Here is a 14,876-nt window from a genome sequence, read left to right as displayed (position 1 = left end):
TAATTGACTCTAATGGTTTTCGGTAAAAAACAAAAACGAATGGATTTCCATTCGTTTTTGCTAAATACTATAAGGTGCTTGGGTACACTTATTAGAATTTATAACTTATAGCCAATCGGCCATTAATTCCTTCACCAGCTGGGATTTGCCCTCTCAATGGGGACGCCCATTGTGATCTGGCAGGTAAGAAATCTTTATTGAATAGATTATTTATTCCTAGAGAGATAGAAATCTTTTCGGTTGCCTCATAGGTACTTGAGAAATTAACCAGTGCGTAATCATGTACTGGGACTTCTCTATATCTGAAAGAAAAAGTACCGTCTGTTTCTGTTGGGTTGAATCTTTTTCTACTCCCCACATGTACTACACGTATAGAGGTAGATAATTTACTGAAAGGTCTTACATTGATATATGCCGTTATTTTTGGAGGAGAAATAACATCCCCACCTATATATGTGAGATTCGTAGAATCATCAGGACTATGTTTTAACCCTTCTACATAAGAATATGAAGCTCCGAACTGTAAGTTATCACTTAAGAATGTAAAATCAGCTGATACCTCTGCACCGTAAATATTTTGTGGATTTTCTGATTGTTCAAATCGATTACTGTCATCATTAAAAACAAGGCCAAGACCAAGATTAGAAGTACTATAGTATCCAACTGCTTCAAATCTTACATGCTTGAATTTTGATAAGAAACCAAATTCATAATTATTGGTGATAATCGGACTAGGGTTTATGTCATCGACACTCTTAGCGGTTGCTCCTCTAATTACTCTTCCTATATCAGGCAATGAAAACCCTTGAGAGAAACTAAAATAAGGAATAAACTCATTATTTTTAATATATCGTATACCAGCGTTTATAGAGGTATTTCTAAAGCTAAGGTCACCTCCGCTTACATCAGCAGATTCTCTGAAATTACCATCACTTCTAGGTGAATATGGTAAAGTTGAAAAATCATCAATAGCTATTCTCATATCATCATGGCGTATTCCTGTTTTAAGTACCCAATCTTCTTTGTATTTGAATTTTGCTTGAACAAATGGAGCAATACTTAATAAATCTAAATCTGGAGTCCATATACGACCGTCAAGTAGTCCTTGGTTGGTTTTGTCCTTTAGTAAATCAAGGCCATATGTAAAAGACATTTTAACAGGGATATCCAGATGTAAATCAGTGTGTAAAATTGGTCGAAAACCAAATTTATCTGTATTTACCACAGTTTGCCCTCCGTTTTCAAAATATTCAGAATAAAAGAAGATGTTTTTTCCTTTTTGATAATATAGATCGGCATCAAGTTTTGTAGTACCATTAAATATTTCGTTTAAGGTATACTTTATTTGTGCATTGGTGGTTGTAACTCCAGTATCATCCCCTAATTTTGGGTTTTCGTCAGTAGGTAGTACTCCTATCACAGGGGTAATTCTACGATCGCCTGATGCATTAAAAACCTCTAACTCTCCTCTTGTAGCTACAAAAGGACTATCTTGTCTTGAATTATAATGATTTATCATAGCGTTAATAGTTTGATTATCATCAATTTGATAACCTATTTTTCCTAATACACTAAAGATTTTAGAATTATCTAAACCATATGTTGGAGATAATGGATCTCTATTTGCATCATATTTATTCCCCGTTTTTTCAAAACTTCCTGATACGTAATATGAAAATTTATCTAAATTACCAGTAAGTGATTGTTGAAGCCCCCATCCAAAGGCATCATCAGTTTTGGATAAGTTACTAGTTGTCCATGCGTTTGAGGTTCCCGTAATTAGAACATCTTTATTAGCTTTCTTTGTAATGTAATTTACAATACCACCATCGCCACCATTACCATAAATAGCAGCAGACCCTTTGATGACTTCAATTCGATCAATATCATAAGGTTGTACACTTTTTAAGTCAACCAATGAATTTCTTAAGGGAGTAGATTGCGGGATACCATCTACCAAAACTAATAATTGGCGACCACGCAGGGTTTGCCCCCAATTAGAATAGGTTCCAGAACTAGGAGCTAATCCTGGTACTGCAAATTCTAAAACATCATTAATATGTGTGGTATTTGTAGATAAGGTTTTTATTTGTGCTGAACTAACCACTGTAATAGATGCAGGAATTTCAGATAGTTTTTCTGGAGTTCTGCCGACAGAAGATACGATAACTTCATCTAATTGAGAGTTACTTTCCTCTAATACAAAATCAACTTTTATGTTTCCTCCAGTAATAACCATAACATTCTTTTTCGATGTCATATAAGACATATAAGAGGCTGTTAATGTATATTCACCATCTTCAACAGCAGCAAAGCTGTAATTTCCATTTACATCTGTTGTAGTTCCTTTTTGGGTATTACTTAATATAACATTTACATCTTCTAGAGGAGTGCCGTAGGGATCAGTAATTGTTCCTTCAATACTACCCGTTTGTGCAAAGCTATTTGCTATACAACATAGCATAATAATATATAGGTAAAATTTCTTGACTGTAATCATAAGTTATTATTTTTAATAAATCTAAATAAAAACAACAAAAATACACTCTTAATTTAGAAATGCAATCTTTTTTTGATTGATTGTCAGTTCACCTATATTATTTTATGAGATGAAATTGTAATTAAGATTTACTTTTTATCTGAAAGTAAAATAACGAGGCTTTTAGAATAAATTTTTATAAGGAATTTTTATTTATGAGGGGCTATTTTTAATATTTTTTTATAAGTTGAGTTTTCTTTGTTTATATAGATATAATGAATCTAAAAGGGGGTAGTGTGATTTATTGAAGATAAAAAACGAATTTATGTTTTTTTATAATTTCGATGAGTATAATTTAAGATTTCATATAAAAAAAGAAAAGATGTTTTTTGAGAAATTAATTAAACAAAAAAGAAACTTTTATTTTACTCTTTTCTATAAAACTCTATTATAATAAGAGGTGTCAAAGTAACAAAGTTTGATAATTCCCCATTTCTTTTTTATTGATTGAATTTGACTTCAAAATTTAAAGTATAAGATTTTTTAAGACTTCATTTTTTATTTAAAAAATCTCTAATAATTCATTCATTAATTCGTTTTATAATTTGTAGTTTTGTTATTCTTATTTAATCTAAATAAATTCTATTTTAATTTAAATAATTTATAACAATTCAAAAAAACAAGATGAATACTATTCGCAAATCGTCTAAAGATGAGTTGTTGTACAATACGAAGTCAGAAATGATAGTAACCAATATCATTAGAAATAGAAGAAGCATATATGCCAATGAATTTACGGGAGAAGATATTCCTGATGACATTTTACAAGAAATTTTGGTGAATGCAACATGGGCTCCTACTCACAAAATGACTGAGCCCTGGAGGTTTATTGTCTTTAAAGGAAAATATTTGGAAGAGTATGGACAATACGTATCTGAATATTACAAAGAATATTACAAGGATAAGTTGTCTCATGATGATTTTATAGCAAAATGTGATTTTCTTAGAGAGTATCCATTAAAAGCAGCATGTATGATAGGTGTTATTTTGGATAAACACCCCAAAGCTAATCTCCCAGAGTGGGAAGAAATAGCTGCTGTTTCCTCTGCCGTTCAGAATATGGCTCTTACTTGTACCGCATATAACATAGGTTCGTATTGGAGTACCCCAGATAGCGCAATAGATTTTGTGAAAAAATTTGGGTTGAAAGAAAACGAACAATCTTTAGGACTTGTTTTTTTAGGATGTTATGACCATGCCAATCATCATTCAAAAAAGAAAAGAAGCTCCATAGATGAAAAAGTTTCCTATATGGAGTAAACATATACACAAATTAACTTAAAACCTATAGTAACATGAATGACCAAATTTTGGTGGAAGCACCAAAAGTAGCTCCCATACAAGAGTTATTTGACAAAAATTTCTATAAAGATATTTTTCATGAAAACTCTGAAGAAGAGTATAGAAAAGTAATTGATATGGCTAGAGACTGTATCTCTGGTTTCTTACAAAACAATAAAACCCCTTTTAGTGGTGTAAAACCTGCAGATTTATTATCTGTCATTAATACCATTGATTTTGATACCCCATTAGAAAATTATGAAAGCCTTTTTCAAGAGGTAGAATCGTTGTATGTAAATCATGCGACCACATTTCATCTTCCCAATTATATAGCCCATTTAAATTGCCCAGTAGTTATCCCTGCATTGGCAGCAGAAGTTTTGATTAGTGCAATCAACCCATCTCAAGACACCTATGATCAAAGTGCTGGAGGAACTTTTATGGAACGAAAACTAATTGATTGGACTGGGGAACAGATAGGATTTGATGCTAATTGTGATGGAGTTTTTAATTCAGGGGGCTCTAATAGTAACCTTATGGGACTTTTATTGGCTAGAGATTATTATTCTCTAGAGAATTTAAAGCACAATATAAAACTAGACGGAAACCCACCAGAAGCCAGTAAGTTTAGAATTTTTGTTTCTGAAAAATCACATTTTAGCAATCAAAAAAATTCTTCTCTTATGGGGTTGGGAGAGCAAGCTGTTGTAAAAATAAAAACAGATGAGCGTTTTAGAATAATTCCTGAGAGCCTAGAAGAAGCTATTATAAAAGAAAAAGAACAAGGGAATATCCCAATTGCTATTATAGCAACTGCGGGAACCACTGATTTTGGAAATCTAGATCCTCTATATGCAATAGGAAAGATTGCCAAGGCTCATGAAATATGGTATCATATTGATGCAGCATATGGTTGTGGGTTATTACTTACTGATAAGTATAGATTTTTATTAAGCGGAATTGAATCGGCAGATTCTGTGACAGTAGATTATCACAAATCTTTTTTTCAGCCAGTAAGTAGTAGTGCGCTCATTGTTAAAAACAAATATCATCTTAATATTATCAAGCATCATGCAGATTATCTTAATCCTAATGATCAGGATTATGATGAGTTACCAGCGCAGGTAAATAAATCAGCAACTCAGACTACTCGTCGTTTTGATGCTCTCAAACTTTGGTGTACGCTACGATTAATGGGTAGAGAAAAACTTGGGCAATATACAGAAGTTATTATTGAGACCGCAAAAGAAACTGCAATGCTATTAGATGCTCAGAGTGATTTTGAACTATTAAACCATTCTGACTTAGGAGCATTAGTATTTCGCTATATACCCAAAAGTGAAAAAGAATATAGTGCTAGTGCAATGAATAATCATATCAAGAAGACCATGTTTTTTAAAGGAGAAATTTTGATAGCAGGAACCAAAGTTGATAATGAATTTTATTTAAAATTTACTATGCTTAACCCGCTCACTACACTGAATCACATAAAAAATATACTTAAAAATATAAGAAACCATGGACAAGAGTATTTACAAACCGTCTAAGATATATACAGAAGCAGAAGAAGTCAATTTTACAGCTTTATTAAATAGCTATTGTAGAGAATTTACTAATTGGAGTAAGTATTATGGAGTTCCAAAACATGACGATGCACTCAAAGAATATATAGGATCGATAGAGCATTTGCTCTATTTGAAAATTGATTTTTCTGAGATTGGATATGAAGTTTATGTTCCTCTCAAGTATTTTTCTGAGACAGGAATACATTCTTTCTCTTTTCCTGTAGTTGAAAGAAATCTGGAAAAAGATGTCATCAAAAAAATAGCATATTCTCGTTTTTTAGAATTAACTTCTTGGTATGCAAAATCTGAATTTCCTGCAATAGATAAAACATTTACACAGCAGTTAATGACGAATAGTATAGAGAACTTAGATACATTTCTTACTTCTTTTCAAGAATCAGGATTAATGGTTAATAGCCCTTATCTATCTTTTATAGATGCAGAACAGTCTTTGATTTTAGGACATAGTGTACACCCATTAACAAAAACTCGTGAAGGCTTTTCTGATGAAGATTTGTTAAAATATTCACCAGAAACCAAAGGGCGATTTCAACTCTATTATTTCTTAATTCACCCCGATAATGTAGATGAAAAAAATGCTGAAGGTGAATTGCCATCTCAATTTTTGAGAGAAGAAATACTTGCAGGAGATAATGATTATGCAAAAAAAGTGATAAGAGAAAACCCTGAATGGAAACTAGTTCCATCTCACCCTTGGGAAGCTACATATCTATTAAACCAACCCGAGGTAAGAGAAATGAAAGATATGGGGTTGTTAATTACTATTGGAGAATTAGGACCAAATTATACAGCAACATCTTCTGTAAGAACAGTCTATAATGAAGATAGTGATTGGATGTATAAGTTTTCTTTGCATGTTAAAATAACAAATTCTTATCGTGTAAACTATGCTCAAGAATTGTATAGGGGCTATGAAGGTAGTTGCCTTCTTAAAACAGCGTGGGGGGAAGGAATAAAAAAGGATTTCCCTGAAATGAATTTTATTACTGACCCAGGGTATATAACAGTTTCTCATAAAGGAAGGTTTATAGATGGCTTTAATACAAGTATTCGTAAAAATGATTTTAAACATACACAGGCTAAGAAAAATGTATCCCTATTGGCAGGAATATGCCAGAACGGAATATTAGGAAACCCTTCTCGTATAAAAACTATTATAGAAAAAGCTTCTGTAATACAAGGAACATCCCTAGAAGAAACTGCAAAAAATTGGTTCAAAAAATACTTTGATGTTGGGATAAGACCATTGATAGGGATTTTTAATAAATATGGATTTGGGAGTGAATATCACCAACAAAATGTATTATTAGAATTAGGAGAAGATTTCTTCCCTTCAGCTATTTATTTTAGAGATAATCAAGCTTTTTTCATTAGAGAAGAAAAAAAGGAAGAACTTTTAAAAATACTTCCTGAATTTGGTAAACAAGGAAAACCATTTATTCCACAATCTAGAATGCGTAGGTACTGGGATTATTATGTGATCTCTAATAACCTTTTTGGAGTAATAAATGCATTAGGTAAGAATGGATTGGCGGATGAGTTAGATTTGATACGCATTACTTATGACAGCTTTAAGGCTATCGAAAACCTTGATACAACAGGGTATGTCAATCATTTTCTTACGAGTCAAAGGCTAGGTATCAAAGGAAACCTTCTAACAAACCTTAATAAGATGGATGAAGCTACTGCATCTAGAGAAAATCCAGCAATATATCGCTCGTATTATAATCCATTGAATACTTATTTCTATTCAAAAACCTTATTATCTCCAGAATCCAAAGAAGTGGTTTATAGTCGTTATTTCTCTAAAGAAGATGTGACAATAAGTATTCGTCCTATAAATCTTGAAGAGGATTTAGAAATGCTACATGAGTGGTTTCATCGAGATCATGCTAAGAAAATATGGCAAATGGATTGGCCGATTCGTGAGTTGGAAGCTTATTATAGAAACCTGATCGCAAGTAATGTGATTTATAGTTATATAGGAGAAGTAGATGGGGTGCCAACATGCAATTTTGAGGTATATTGGCCTATTAGAGATATAGTAGGTGACTATTATGACGTATTACCTACTGATTACGGGACGCATCAATTTATAGCACCTACAGATCCAAAGAAAAAATTTGTATCTCTTTTTACCCAATGCATGATAGATTATGTTTTTGCACAACCAGAAGTTGGTAAGATGATTGGTGAAGGTGCAGTAAACTCGTTAGCTTCAATGATGAATAAAGCACATGTAGGATTCAAAATAGAAAAAGTTATAGAAATGCCTCATAAGAAAGCAAACCTTAATTTTTGCTATAGAGAGTGGTATTGGGCCAAGTTTCCACAAAATAAGGGAATCAAAATAAGCTCTGTCGCAGAAAGACCAACCGAAAATTTATTATAAACACAAAAAAAATATAACATGAGTAACACTAATAGATATTCTATTATAGGCATTGGGATAGGTCCTTTTAATATAGGTTTAGCAGCATTATTAGCCCCAGTAGAAGATGTCTCAGCCATTTTTTTTGATCAAGCAGATGGTTTTGATTGGCATCCTGGATTAATGTTTGATGACGCTACACTTCAAGTTCCATTTATGGCTGATTTGGTAACTATGGCAGACCCTACAAGTAAATACAGTTTCTTAAATTTCATGAAAGAAAGTGGAAGGATTTATCCATTCTACATCCGAGAGAATTTTTTCCTCTTTCGTAAAGAGTATAATGCATATTGTAAATGGGCATTATCTCAGCTATCAAGTTGTAAGTTCTCACATAAGGTAGTTTCTATAAAATATGATAATGATGTGTATGAAGTTGGAGTAATGAATACGAAAACCTCTGAGGTATCAGTTTACTATGCAGAGAAATTGGTTTTAGGAACAGGAACAACCCCGCATATCCCAAAATTTATTGATAAAAGCACTTTGCCAAAAGTTATTCATACTTCTGAGTACTTATATCGTAAATCAGATATTCTGAAAAATAAATCAGTAAGCATTATAGGGTCTGGGCAGAGTGCGGCAGAAATATTTGATGATATATTACCAGAAACACGAAAAGGTTTACAATTAAACTGGTTTACTAGGTCTTCGCACTTTTTTCCGCTAGATAATAATTCTAAACTGACACTAGAGCTTACCTCACCAGAATATGTAGATTATTTTCATGGATTACCATATGAAAAACGTAAACAGTTACTAAAAAGTCAAAGCGGACTTTATAAAGGGATTAATAAAGATTTGATCAATAAAATTTTTGATACTCTTTATGAAATGAGTGTAGAAAATACTTCATTAAATGTAGAATTGCGTTCTAATTTAGAATTGAATGAAGTAGCCATTGATAACAAGGGTACTCATAATTTACATTTCAATCAAACGGAACTTCAGCAACCATATCACAATCAAAGTGATTTTGTTATACTAGCCACAGGCTATAGCTATAAAGAACCTGATTTTCTAACAGGAATTGAGAATAAAATAGACCGTATAGATAATGGTCTGTTTAATGTACAGCGCAATTATGCTATTGATAAAAAAGGAGATGAGATTTTTGTTCAGAATGCAGAACTGCATACGCACGGATTGGTAACTCCAGATTTAGGAATGGGGGCATATCGTAATTCATATATTATCAATCAAATTGCAGGTAGAGAGGTATATAAGATAGAAGATAGAATTGCTTTCCAAGAGTTTGGTGTAGCTAGTAAAAAAGAGGCTAAACTTCCTGAAGAAGCATTAGCGATTTAACAGCCTGTATCTAGAAGTGTCATTTGGATTTTATATAAAACAGCATGAAATATGTCAAGTTTTTTATTGCCTAAATTCAAATGGCATAAATAGGTAGATAATAATAAAAAAAGATAATACAATGGTAACAACCACTAAAGATATATTTAAAGAAACCAAACATTTGGATGCAGATATTTGGGATAAAGTAAATCGAAATTTACTAGCCAAAAGCTTAGCAGAACTTATGCGAGAGGATGTGGCGAAACCACAAATCCTTAGTAAAAAAGAAGATGGCCTTACTGAATTTAGATTAGAGACAGACAAAGAACATATTTATTATACATTTTCAGCCTATCCAAGATACCTTAATCATTGGCATATAGAGAAAAAGAGTATACAAAAGCATGAAAACCAACAGGTACTAACAAGGATAGATGTTCCTAATTTCTTTATAGAAGTTCAACATACTTTTGGTATAAATTCCTTTACGCTAGCTCATTATGTAGAAGAGTTGATACATACATTGTATGCTGATGCTTATATTCATCATAAAGGGCGATTATCAGCAAAAGTATTAGCAGATTCAGATTTTCAGACTATAGAACATAATGTTATGGATGGTCATCCATGGGTAATTGTAAATAAGGGGCGTATTGGATTTGATTCAGAAGATTATGCAAGATTTGCACCAGAAACTGATCAAAAAATCCGTTTAGTTTGGGTTGCCGCTCATAAAAGTCGTGCTTCTTTACAGTTAATGAAAAATGCGAATCAGCAGGAGTTTTATGAAAAAGAATTAGGAAAAGAAAAAATAACATCATTCAAAAAAGTACTAACAGATGCTAATGTAGATTCAAACGATTATGTTTTTGCTCCTTTACATTCATGGCAATGGCAGAATAAAATAGCGATACAGTTTGCTCCCGATATTGCTGCAAAATATCTGATTCCGTTAGGAGAAGGTGATGATTTGTACAGCCCTCAACAAAGTATTCGAACATTGCTTAATCATAGCCATCCAGGTAAAAATTATGTAAAAACAGCAGTCTCTATTTTAAATACTAGTCACATAAGGGGGTTGTCGCCTAAACAGTTGTCAATTGCTCCGGGCTTAACCGCTTGGCTTAAAGAGATGTTAGAGAGTGATTTAGATTTGCAAGAAATGGGATTGGTTTTATTAGGAGAAATTGCCTCTATTAGCTATGTACATCCCAAATATGATAAAATCGAGGATACTCCATATCAATATAAAGAATATTTAGGAGCAATGTGGAGGGAAAGCCCTATAAACTCTTTAAAAGAGGGTGAAAAATTAATGACAATGGCTTCATTGTTATACATAGATGATAGTGGAAGGAGTCTTGTTCAGGAACTTATAGAAAAATCAAAGCTATCTATAGAAGAATGGTTACGATCCTATTTTACAGCCTATCTAAAGCCTGTGATGCAGATTTATTACAAGCACTCCATAGGAGTAGATCCGCATGGACAAAATGTTATACTTATTATGAAAGATTATGTTCCTACCCGAATAGCATTACAAGATTTTGTAGGAGATATATTGATCAATGAAGAAGCTAAAAAGAAGCTCCCAAAAGCTTTTTCAGAAAACATGTTTGTAACATCTCCTAATCCCGAAAATGCTCCTTTGGTTATTCTTATTGCAGTTTTCGATGCCTTTTTTAGATATTTGAGTGATGTATTACAAACAACTGCAAACTATCCAGAAGATTCCTTTTGGAAATGTGTGCATCAAATTATTATGGAATATCAAGAGGAACACCCTGAAATGAAGGAGAAGTTTGAAAAATTTGATATACATATACCACAATTCAAACGCCTAATTTTTAATAGTCGACGATTGTATAATGGATATGAAGAGACATCAGGGTTTCCACACATGAAAAAAAGCGGTAAAGTACCTAATCCTATGTATGACTTGATAGCATCTGAAGCAGTAGCACTAAATGACAATTAATGAGGACCGTTTTATATAAAACACGTTCTTTCTTTAGTCTTTTGTGGGATGCTCTGTTAGGTAAAGAAAGTAATTTTGTAAGTGGTAATATTAATAGAACTATAGTTTTATTATCTGCACCAATGGTTGCAGAATTATTTATGGAATCTTTATTCGTTTGTGCCAATCTGTTTTTTATAAGTAAAGCAGGAATGAATGCTATTTCTATTGCAGGGGCAACTACTTCTGTTATAACGTTATGTTATTCTGTTTCTATAGGGCTAAGTATTGCGGCTTCGGCAATAATTTCTAGAAGGATTGGAGAAAAGAATTTTGAAGGAGCTGGGCTTACTGCAATGCAAGTGATTTACCTTGCAGTGCCACTAGCATTACTTATAAGTGTTGTGTGTTTTATTTGGACCACTGATATATTACATCTTATAGGGCTTTCTCCTGCTATGATAGAGGAAGGAACTTCTTATTCTAGAGTAATGTTTGCCTGTAGTGGGTTTCTTATTCTACGTATTACAGTCAATGGAGTTTTTAGAGGAGCAGGTGATGCATCTACCGCGATGAGAACACAATGGTTGTCTAATGGACTTAATATAATATTATGCCCCATATTAATTTTTGGATGGGGCATAGTACCTGCTTATGGCCTACTTGGAGTAGCAATAGCTACCGGAGTTTCTAGAATGATAGGGGTATGTTACCAAGCATGGCATTTAGTAAAGGGTAAAACTGTGATGAAGATAGGTAGAGAGCAATTAATTTTCCATTTTGGGATTTTTAAGAAAGTACTGAATCTGGCGATGGGTGGTACCTTACAGTTTATTATACCTGCCTCTAGTTGGGTGTTTATGATAAAGATTATTTCATATTTTGGAGAGAATGCATTAGAAGGTTATATTTTGGCTCAACGAGTAGCCTCTATAGCTACGATGCCTGCTTGGGGAATTGCAAATGCAGCAGGGATACTTACTGGACAGAATCTAGGAGCTAATCAACCTGATCGTGCAGAAAAATCAGTATGGAGAGCAGGAATTATAAACATGGGATTCTTGATAATAATAGCCATTTTTTGGTTTTTCTTAGCAAGACCCGTTGTAGAAATATTTTCTAATGTCCCAGAGATCGTTAATCATAGTATTACATACATAAATTTTATTTCAATGGCATATGTGTTATTAGGGTATACTATGGTTATTTCTAGAGCTTTGAACTCTGCAGGGCAAGTAATGGTGGTTACGCTATTTTATATTCTTATGTTTTATGTAATACAGATTCCTCTTTCTCATACATTGGGAGTCACTTTTAATTTAGGACCGAATGGTGTTTTTATAGCCATATTGATTTCAGAAATTATTCTGGCTACAGCTTTTATTTTGATTTTTCGAAAAGGAAAATGGAAGAATAAAAAAGTATAACTGATATTAAATTAATTAAAAAATAAAAGAAATGAATACGAAAGAACAATTGCAGCAGGTATTCGCAAAAGCATTTGAAATACCTGCAGAAACAATAACCGATCAGCTCGAATATCAAGGTATTGCAGAGTGGGATTCTATGAGTCACCTGGTATTGGTAGAAGAAATAGAATCGGCTTATAAAGTTTCTATAGAGATGGAAGATGTTTTAGAGATGGGAAGTGTTATTAAGGTAAGAGATATGTTAAAAAAATATGGGATAGAAATTATTTAAAAGTATATACTATAACTATAAAACATAAAATAATGAGACTATATGATCTAATACAGCAAAATAAAAAATTAAAGTTTGTAGATCCTGATTCTGGAAAAACGGCTAATGTTGCAGAGTTTCATGAATCAATAGCAATAGATGATTTTCATGGATTATCACTTATATATAGTAACAATAAAATTGAGTCAATAGAAGTATTTTTAAACTTTTTACATAGCCAATTTACTATTTCTTTATTAAGTGTTCAATTGAATCTTCAATTCAAAGAAAATCTAGAAGAAATTTATCAACCATACTATATATATGATCCTTCAAGAAAAGAAATTGATGGGTATGAGATGGATTCGGTATCAGAAACGATTGGTTTGTTTAGGAGAAAAGCTAAGCCAATATATACTATTCATAAAGATGTTAAACTATTATTAAGTACATCTGGTACAACAGGAACTCCAAAATTTGTTAAACTATCAGACGATAACTTGGTTAAAAATGCAATGTCTATTATGGAATTTATGCCCATAAAAAGCGATGATGTTGTACCTCTTAATGTACCAATTATATTTGTATATGGTTTATCTATTTTTACAACAAATTGTATAAAAGGAGGAACGATTATCTGTACAGACAAGGATATTTTGCAAAAAGCATTTTGGGAAGATTTTAAAACTTATAAATTTTCTACTATTAATGGTGTGCCTTATGTGTATGAGATGTTAAATAGAATAGGTTTTTTTAGAAAAACATACGAATCCTTACGATATATAACACAAGGAGGAGGAGGACTTAATAGAACTTTGATTGATGCAATCGTTGAGTACTCAGAAAAACAAAAAATTCCTTTTTACGCTCAATATGGACAAACAGAAGCAGCGGGACGTATGGCTTATTTGCACCCAGATGATTTATCAGAAAAAGCACCTTGTATTGGTAAACCTATTAAAGGAGGAGAGTTTGAAATAGATAAAAAAACTAGAGAGTTGATTTATTATGGAGAAAATGTTTTTGGAGGTTATGCGCGAGAATTAGAAGATCTCAAGGTATATGACAAAACCAATAAATTATATACAGGAGATATTGCTAGAAAAGATGAGAATGGGTACTATTATATTATAGGAAGAATGAAGCGTTTCATGAAGTTATTTGGAACAAGGGTTAATCTAGATGAAATAGAATTAATCCTGAAAAATAACCTTGGAGGAGAAACCTTTATTTGTGTAGGAATTGAAGATAAATATTTATCTATTATGCACCTTGACGAGAGATTTACAGATAATGATATAAAAAAAGTGTTAAGGCACAAACTCAATATTCATGCAAGTGCAGTAAAAATTAGATATATAGAAAATGTTCCGTTAACACCAAATGGGAAAATAAATTATCGAGAAATAAAAGAACTTGCAAAGCTTTCAGAAATGAAGGTTTGACAATATAACTCATATAAAAATTTATAAAAGACTCTTTGATTGTAGTTGCCTTAATAGGAAACAGGTATCAGAGAGTTTTTTTATTGTTGGAGAAAGATATCAGAGACTTTTAATACTTATTATTTTGTCTATTAGAAAACTATATTATAGATCAAAATACAGTCTCGTTTTATCACGCCTTGAGCCTTTGACAACAAAGCTCTAATGCATAAAACGAGTTAAATCAAGAAGAGTAAAATTTCTATAATATTTCTATTTGTTTTTTGATTGATTGTAATAATAATTTAATAGATTTGTCTTATATTTATTTAGTCTAAATAATGATTTAAAAATAAAATAACAAGGAGTTCTTTGATTTGATTGTAATACTTGACCGATACTACTTTTGAAATTTACGAAGATAACCTTCATTATTCATAGAAGTCACCAATGGATTTGCGGAAAAACAAATAATATTTCTATGATTATAAAATATAGTAGCTGTAGTAACCAAGGAGGTACATGGGCTTCAATTAGGAGTAAGTTGCGTGGATTTATATGCTTAACCTGACCTGAGGTGCAAAATGGAATGCACATTTTGCGGTATTTCCTTGGTTTTTTATAGATATTATAGTGTTTTAAGAAATCTCTCATCTTAAAAATAACCAAGAATGATCAATACTAT

The 14,876-nt window shown here is 32.2% G+C and carries 9 protein-coding genes; 8 read left to right on the top strand and 1 reads right to left on the bottom strand.

Annotated elements, in window-relative coordinates; translation table 11 throughout:
• Positions 1-91 precede the first annotated feature (91 nt).
• Positions 92-2,500: a TonB-dependent receptor gene (locus CVD18_RS01035; protein WP_103863597.1), complete on the bottom strand. Its 2,409-nt coding sequence runs from the start codon at positions 2,498-2,500 to the stop codon at positions 92-94.
• 663 nt (positions 2,501-3,163) lie between these two features.
• Here CVD18_RS01035 and CVD18_RS01030 point away from each other — a divergent pair.
• From CVD18_RS01030 to CVD18_RS00995, 8 genes are all read left to right on the top strand, one after another.
• Positions 3,164-3,799 carry a nitroreductase gene (locus tag CVD18_RS01030; RefSeq protein WP_103863596.1) on the top strand — a complete coding sequence of 212 codons (636 nt, stop codon included), beginning with the start codon at positions 3,164-3,166 and terminating at the stop codon, positions 3,797-3,799.
• A gap of 35 nt (positions 3,800-3,834) precedes the next feature.
• Positions 3,835-5,367, top strand: a complete 1,533-nt coding sequence (locus CVD18_RS01025; protein WP_103863595.1) for an aspartate aminotransferase family protein — start codon at positions 3,835-3,837, stop codon at positions 5,365-5,367.
• Complete coding sequence (locus CVD18_RS01020; RefSeq protein ID WP_103863594.1) at positions 5,339-7,798, top strand: GNAT family N-acetyltransferase; 2,460 nt, start codon at positions 5,339-5,341, stop codon at positions 7,796-7,798. The genes CVD18_RS01025 and CVD18_RS01020 overlap by 29 nt, the downstream gene beginning before the upstream one ends.
• A gap of 18 nt (positions 7,799-7,816) precedes the next feature.
• Entirely contained in the window at positions 7,817-9,148 is a 1,332-nt protein-coding gene (locus tag CVD18_RS01015; protein WP_103863593.1) for a lysine N(6)-hydroxylase/L-ornithine N(5)-oxygenase family protein, read from the top strand.
• Between the two features lie 121 nt (positions 9,149-9,269).
• Positions 9,270-11,108: an IucA/IucC family siderophore biosynthesis protein gene (locus CVD18_RS01010; protein WP_103863592.1), complete on the top strand. Its 1,839-nt coding sequence runs from the start codon at positions 9,270-9,272 to the stop codon at positions 11,106-11,108.
• Positions 11,108-12,514 (top strand): MATE family efflux transporter, encoded by a 1,407-nt coding sequence (locus CVD18_RS01005; RefSeq protein ID WP_103863591.1) that lies wholly within the window; start codon positions 11,108-11,110, stop codon positions 12,512-12,514. The genes CVD18_RS01010 and CVD18_RS01005 overlap by 1 nt, the downstream gene beginning before the upstream one ends.
• Before the next feature lie 31 nt (positions 12,515-12,545).
• Positions 12,546-12,788 carry an acyl carrier protein gene (locus CVD18_RS01000; protein WP_103863590.1) on the top strand — a complete coding sequence of 81 codons (243 nt, stop codon included), beginning with the start codon at positions 12,546-12,548 and terminating at the stop codon, positions 12,786-12,788.
• A gap of 32 nt (positions 12,789-12,820) precedes the next feature.
• The gene (locus CVD18_RS00995) at positions 12,821-14,212 is read left to right on the top strand and encodes an AMP-binding protein (protein ID WP_103863589.1); all 1,392 of its coding nucleotides are present in this window, start codon (positions 12,821-12,823) and stop codon (positions 14,210-14,212) included.
• Positions 14,213-14,876: the final 664 nt, after the last annotated feature.

It is taken from the genome of Aquimarina sp. I32.4 (genome assembly GCF_002924285.1).
In the GTDB taxonomy this organism is placed as follows: Bacteria; Bacteroidota; Bacteroidia; order Flavobacteriales; family Flavobacteriaceae; genus Aquimarina.
The sequence above is the reverse complement of the archived record's forward strand: the minus strand, read 5'-3'. Positions and strand labels throughout refer to the sequence as shown.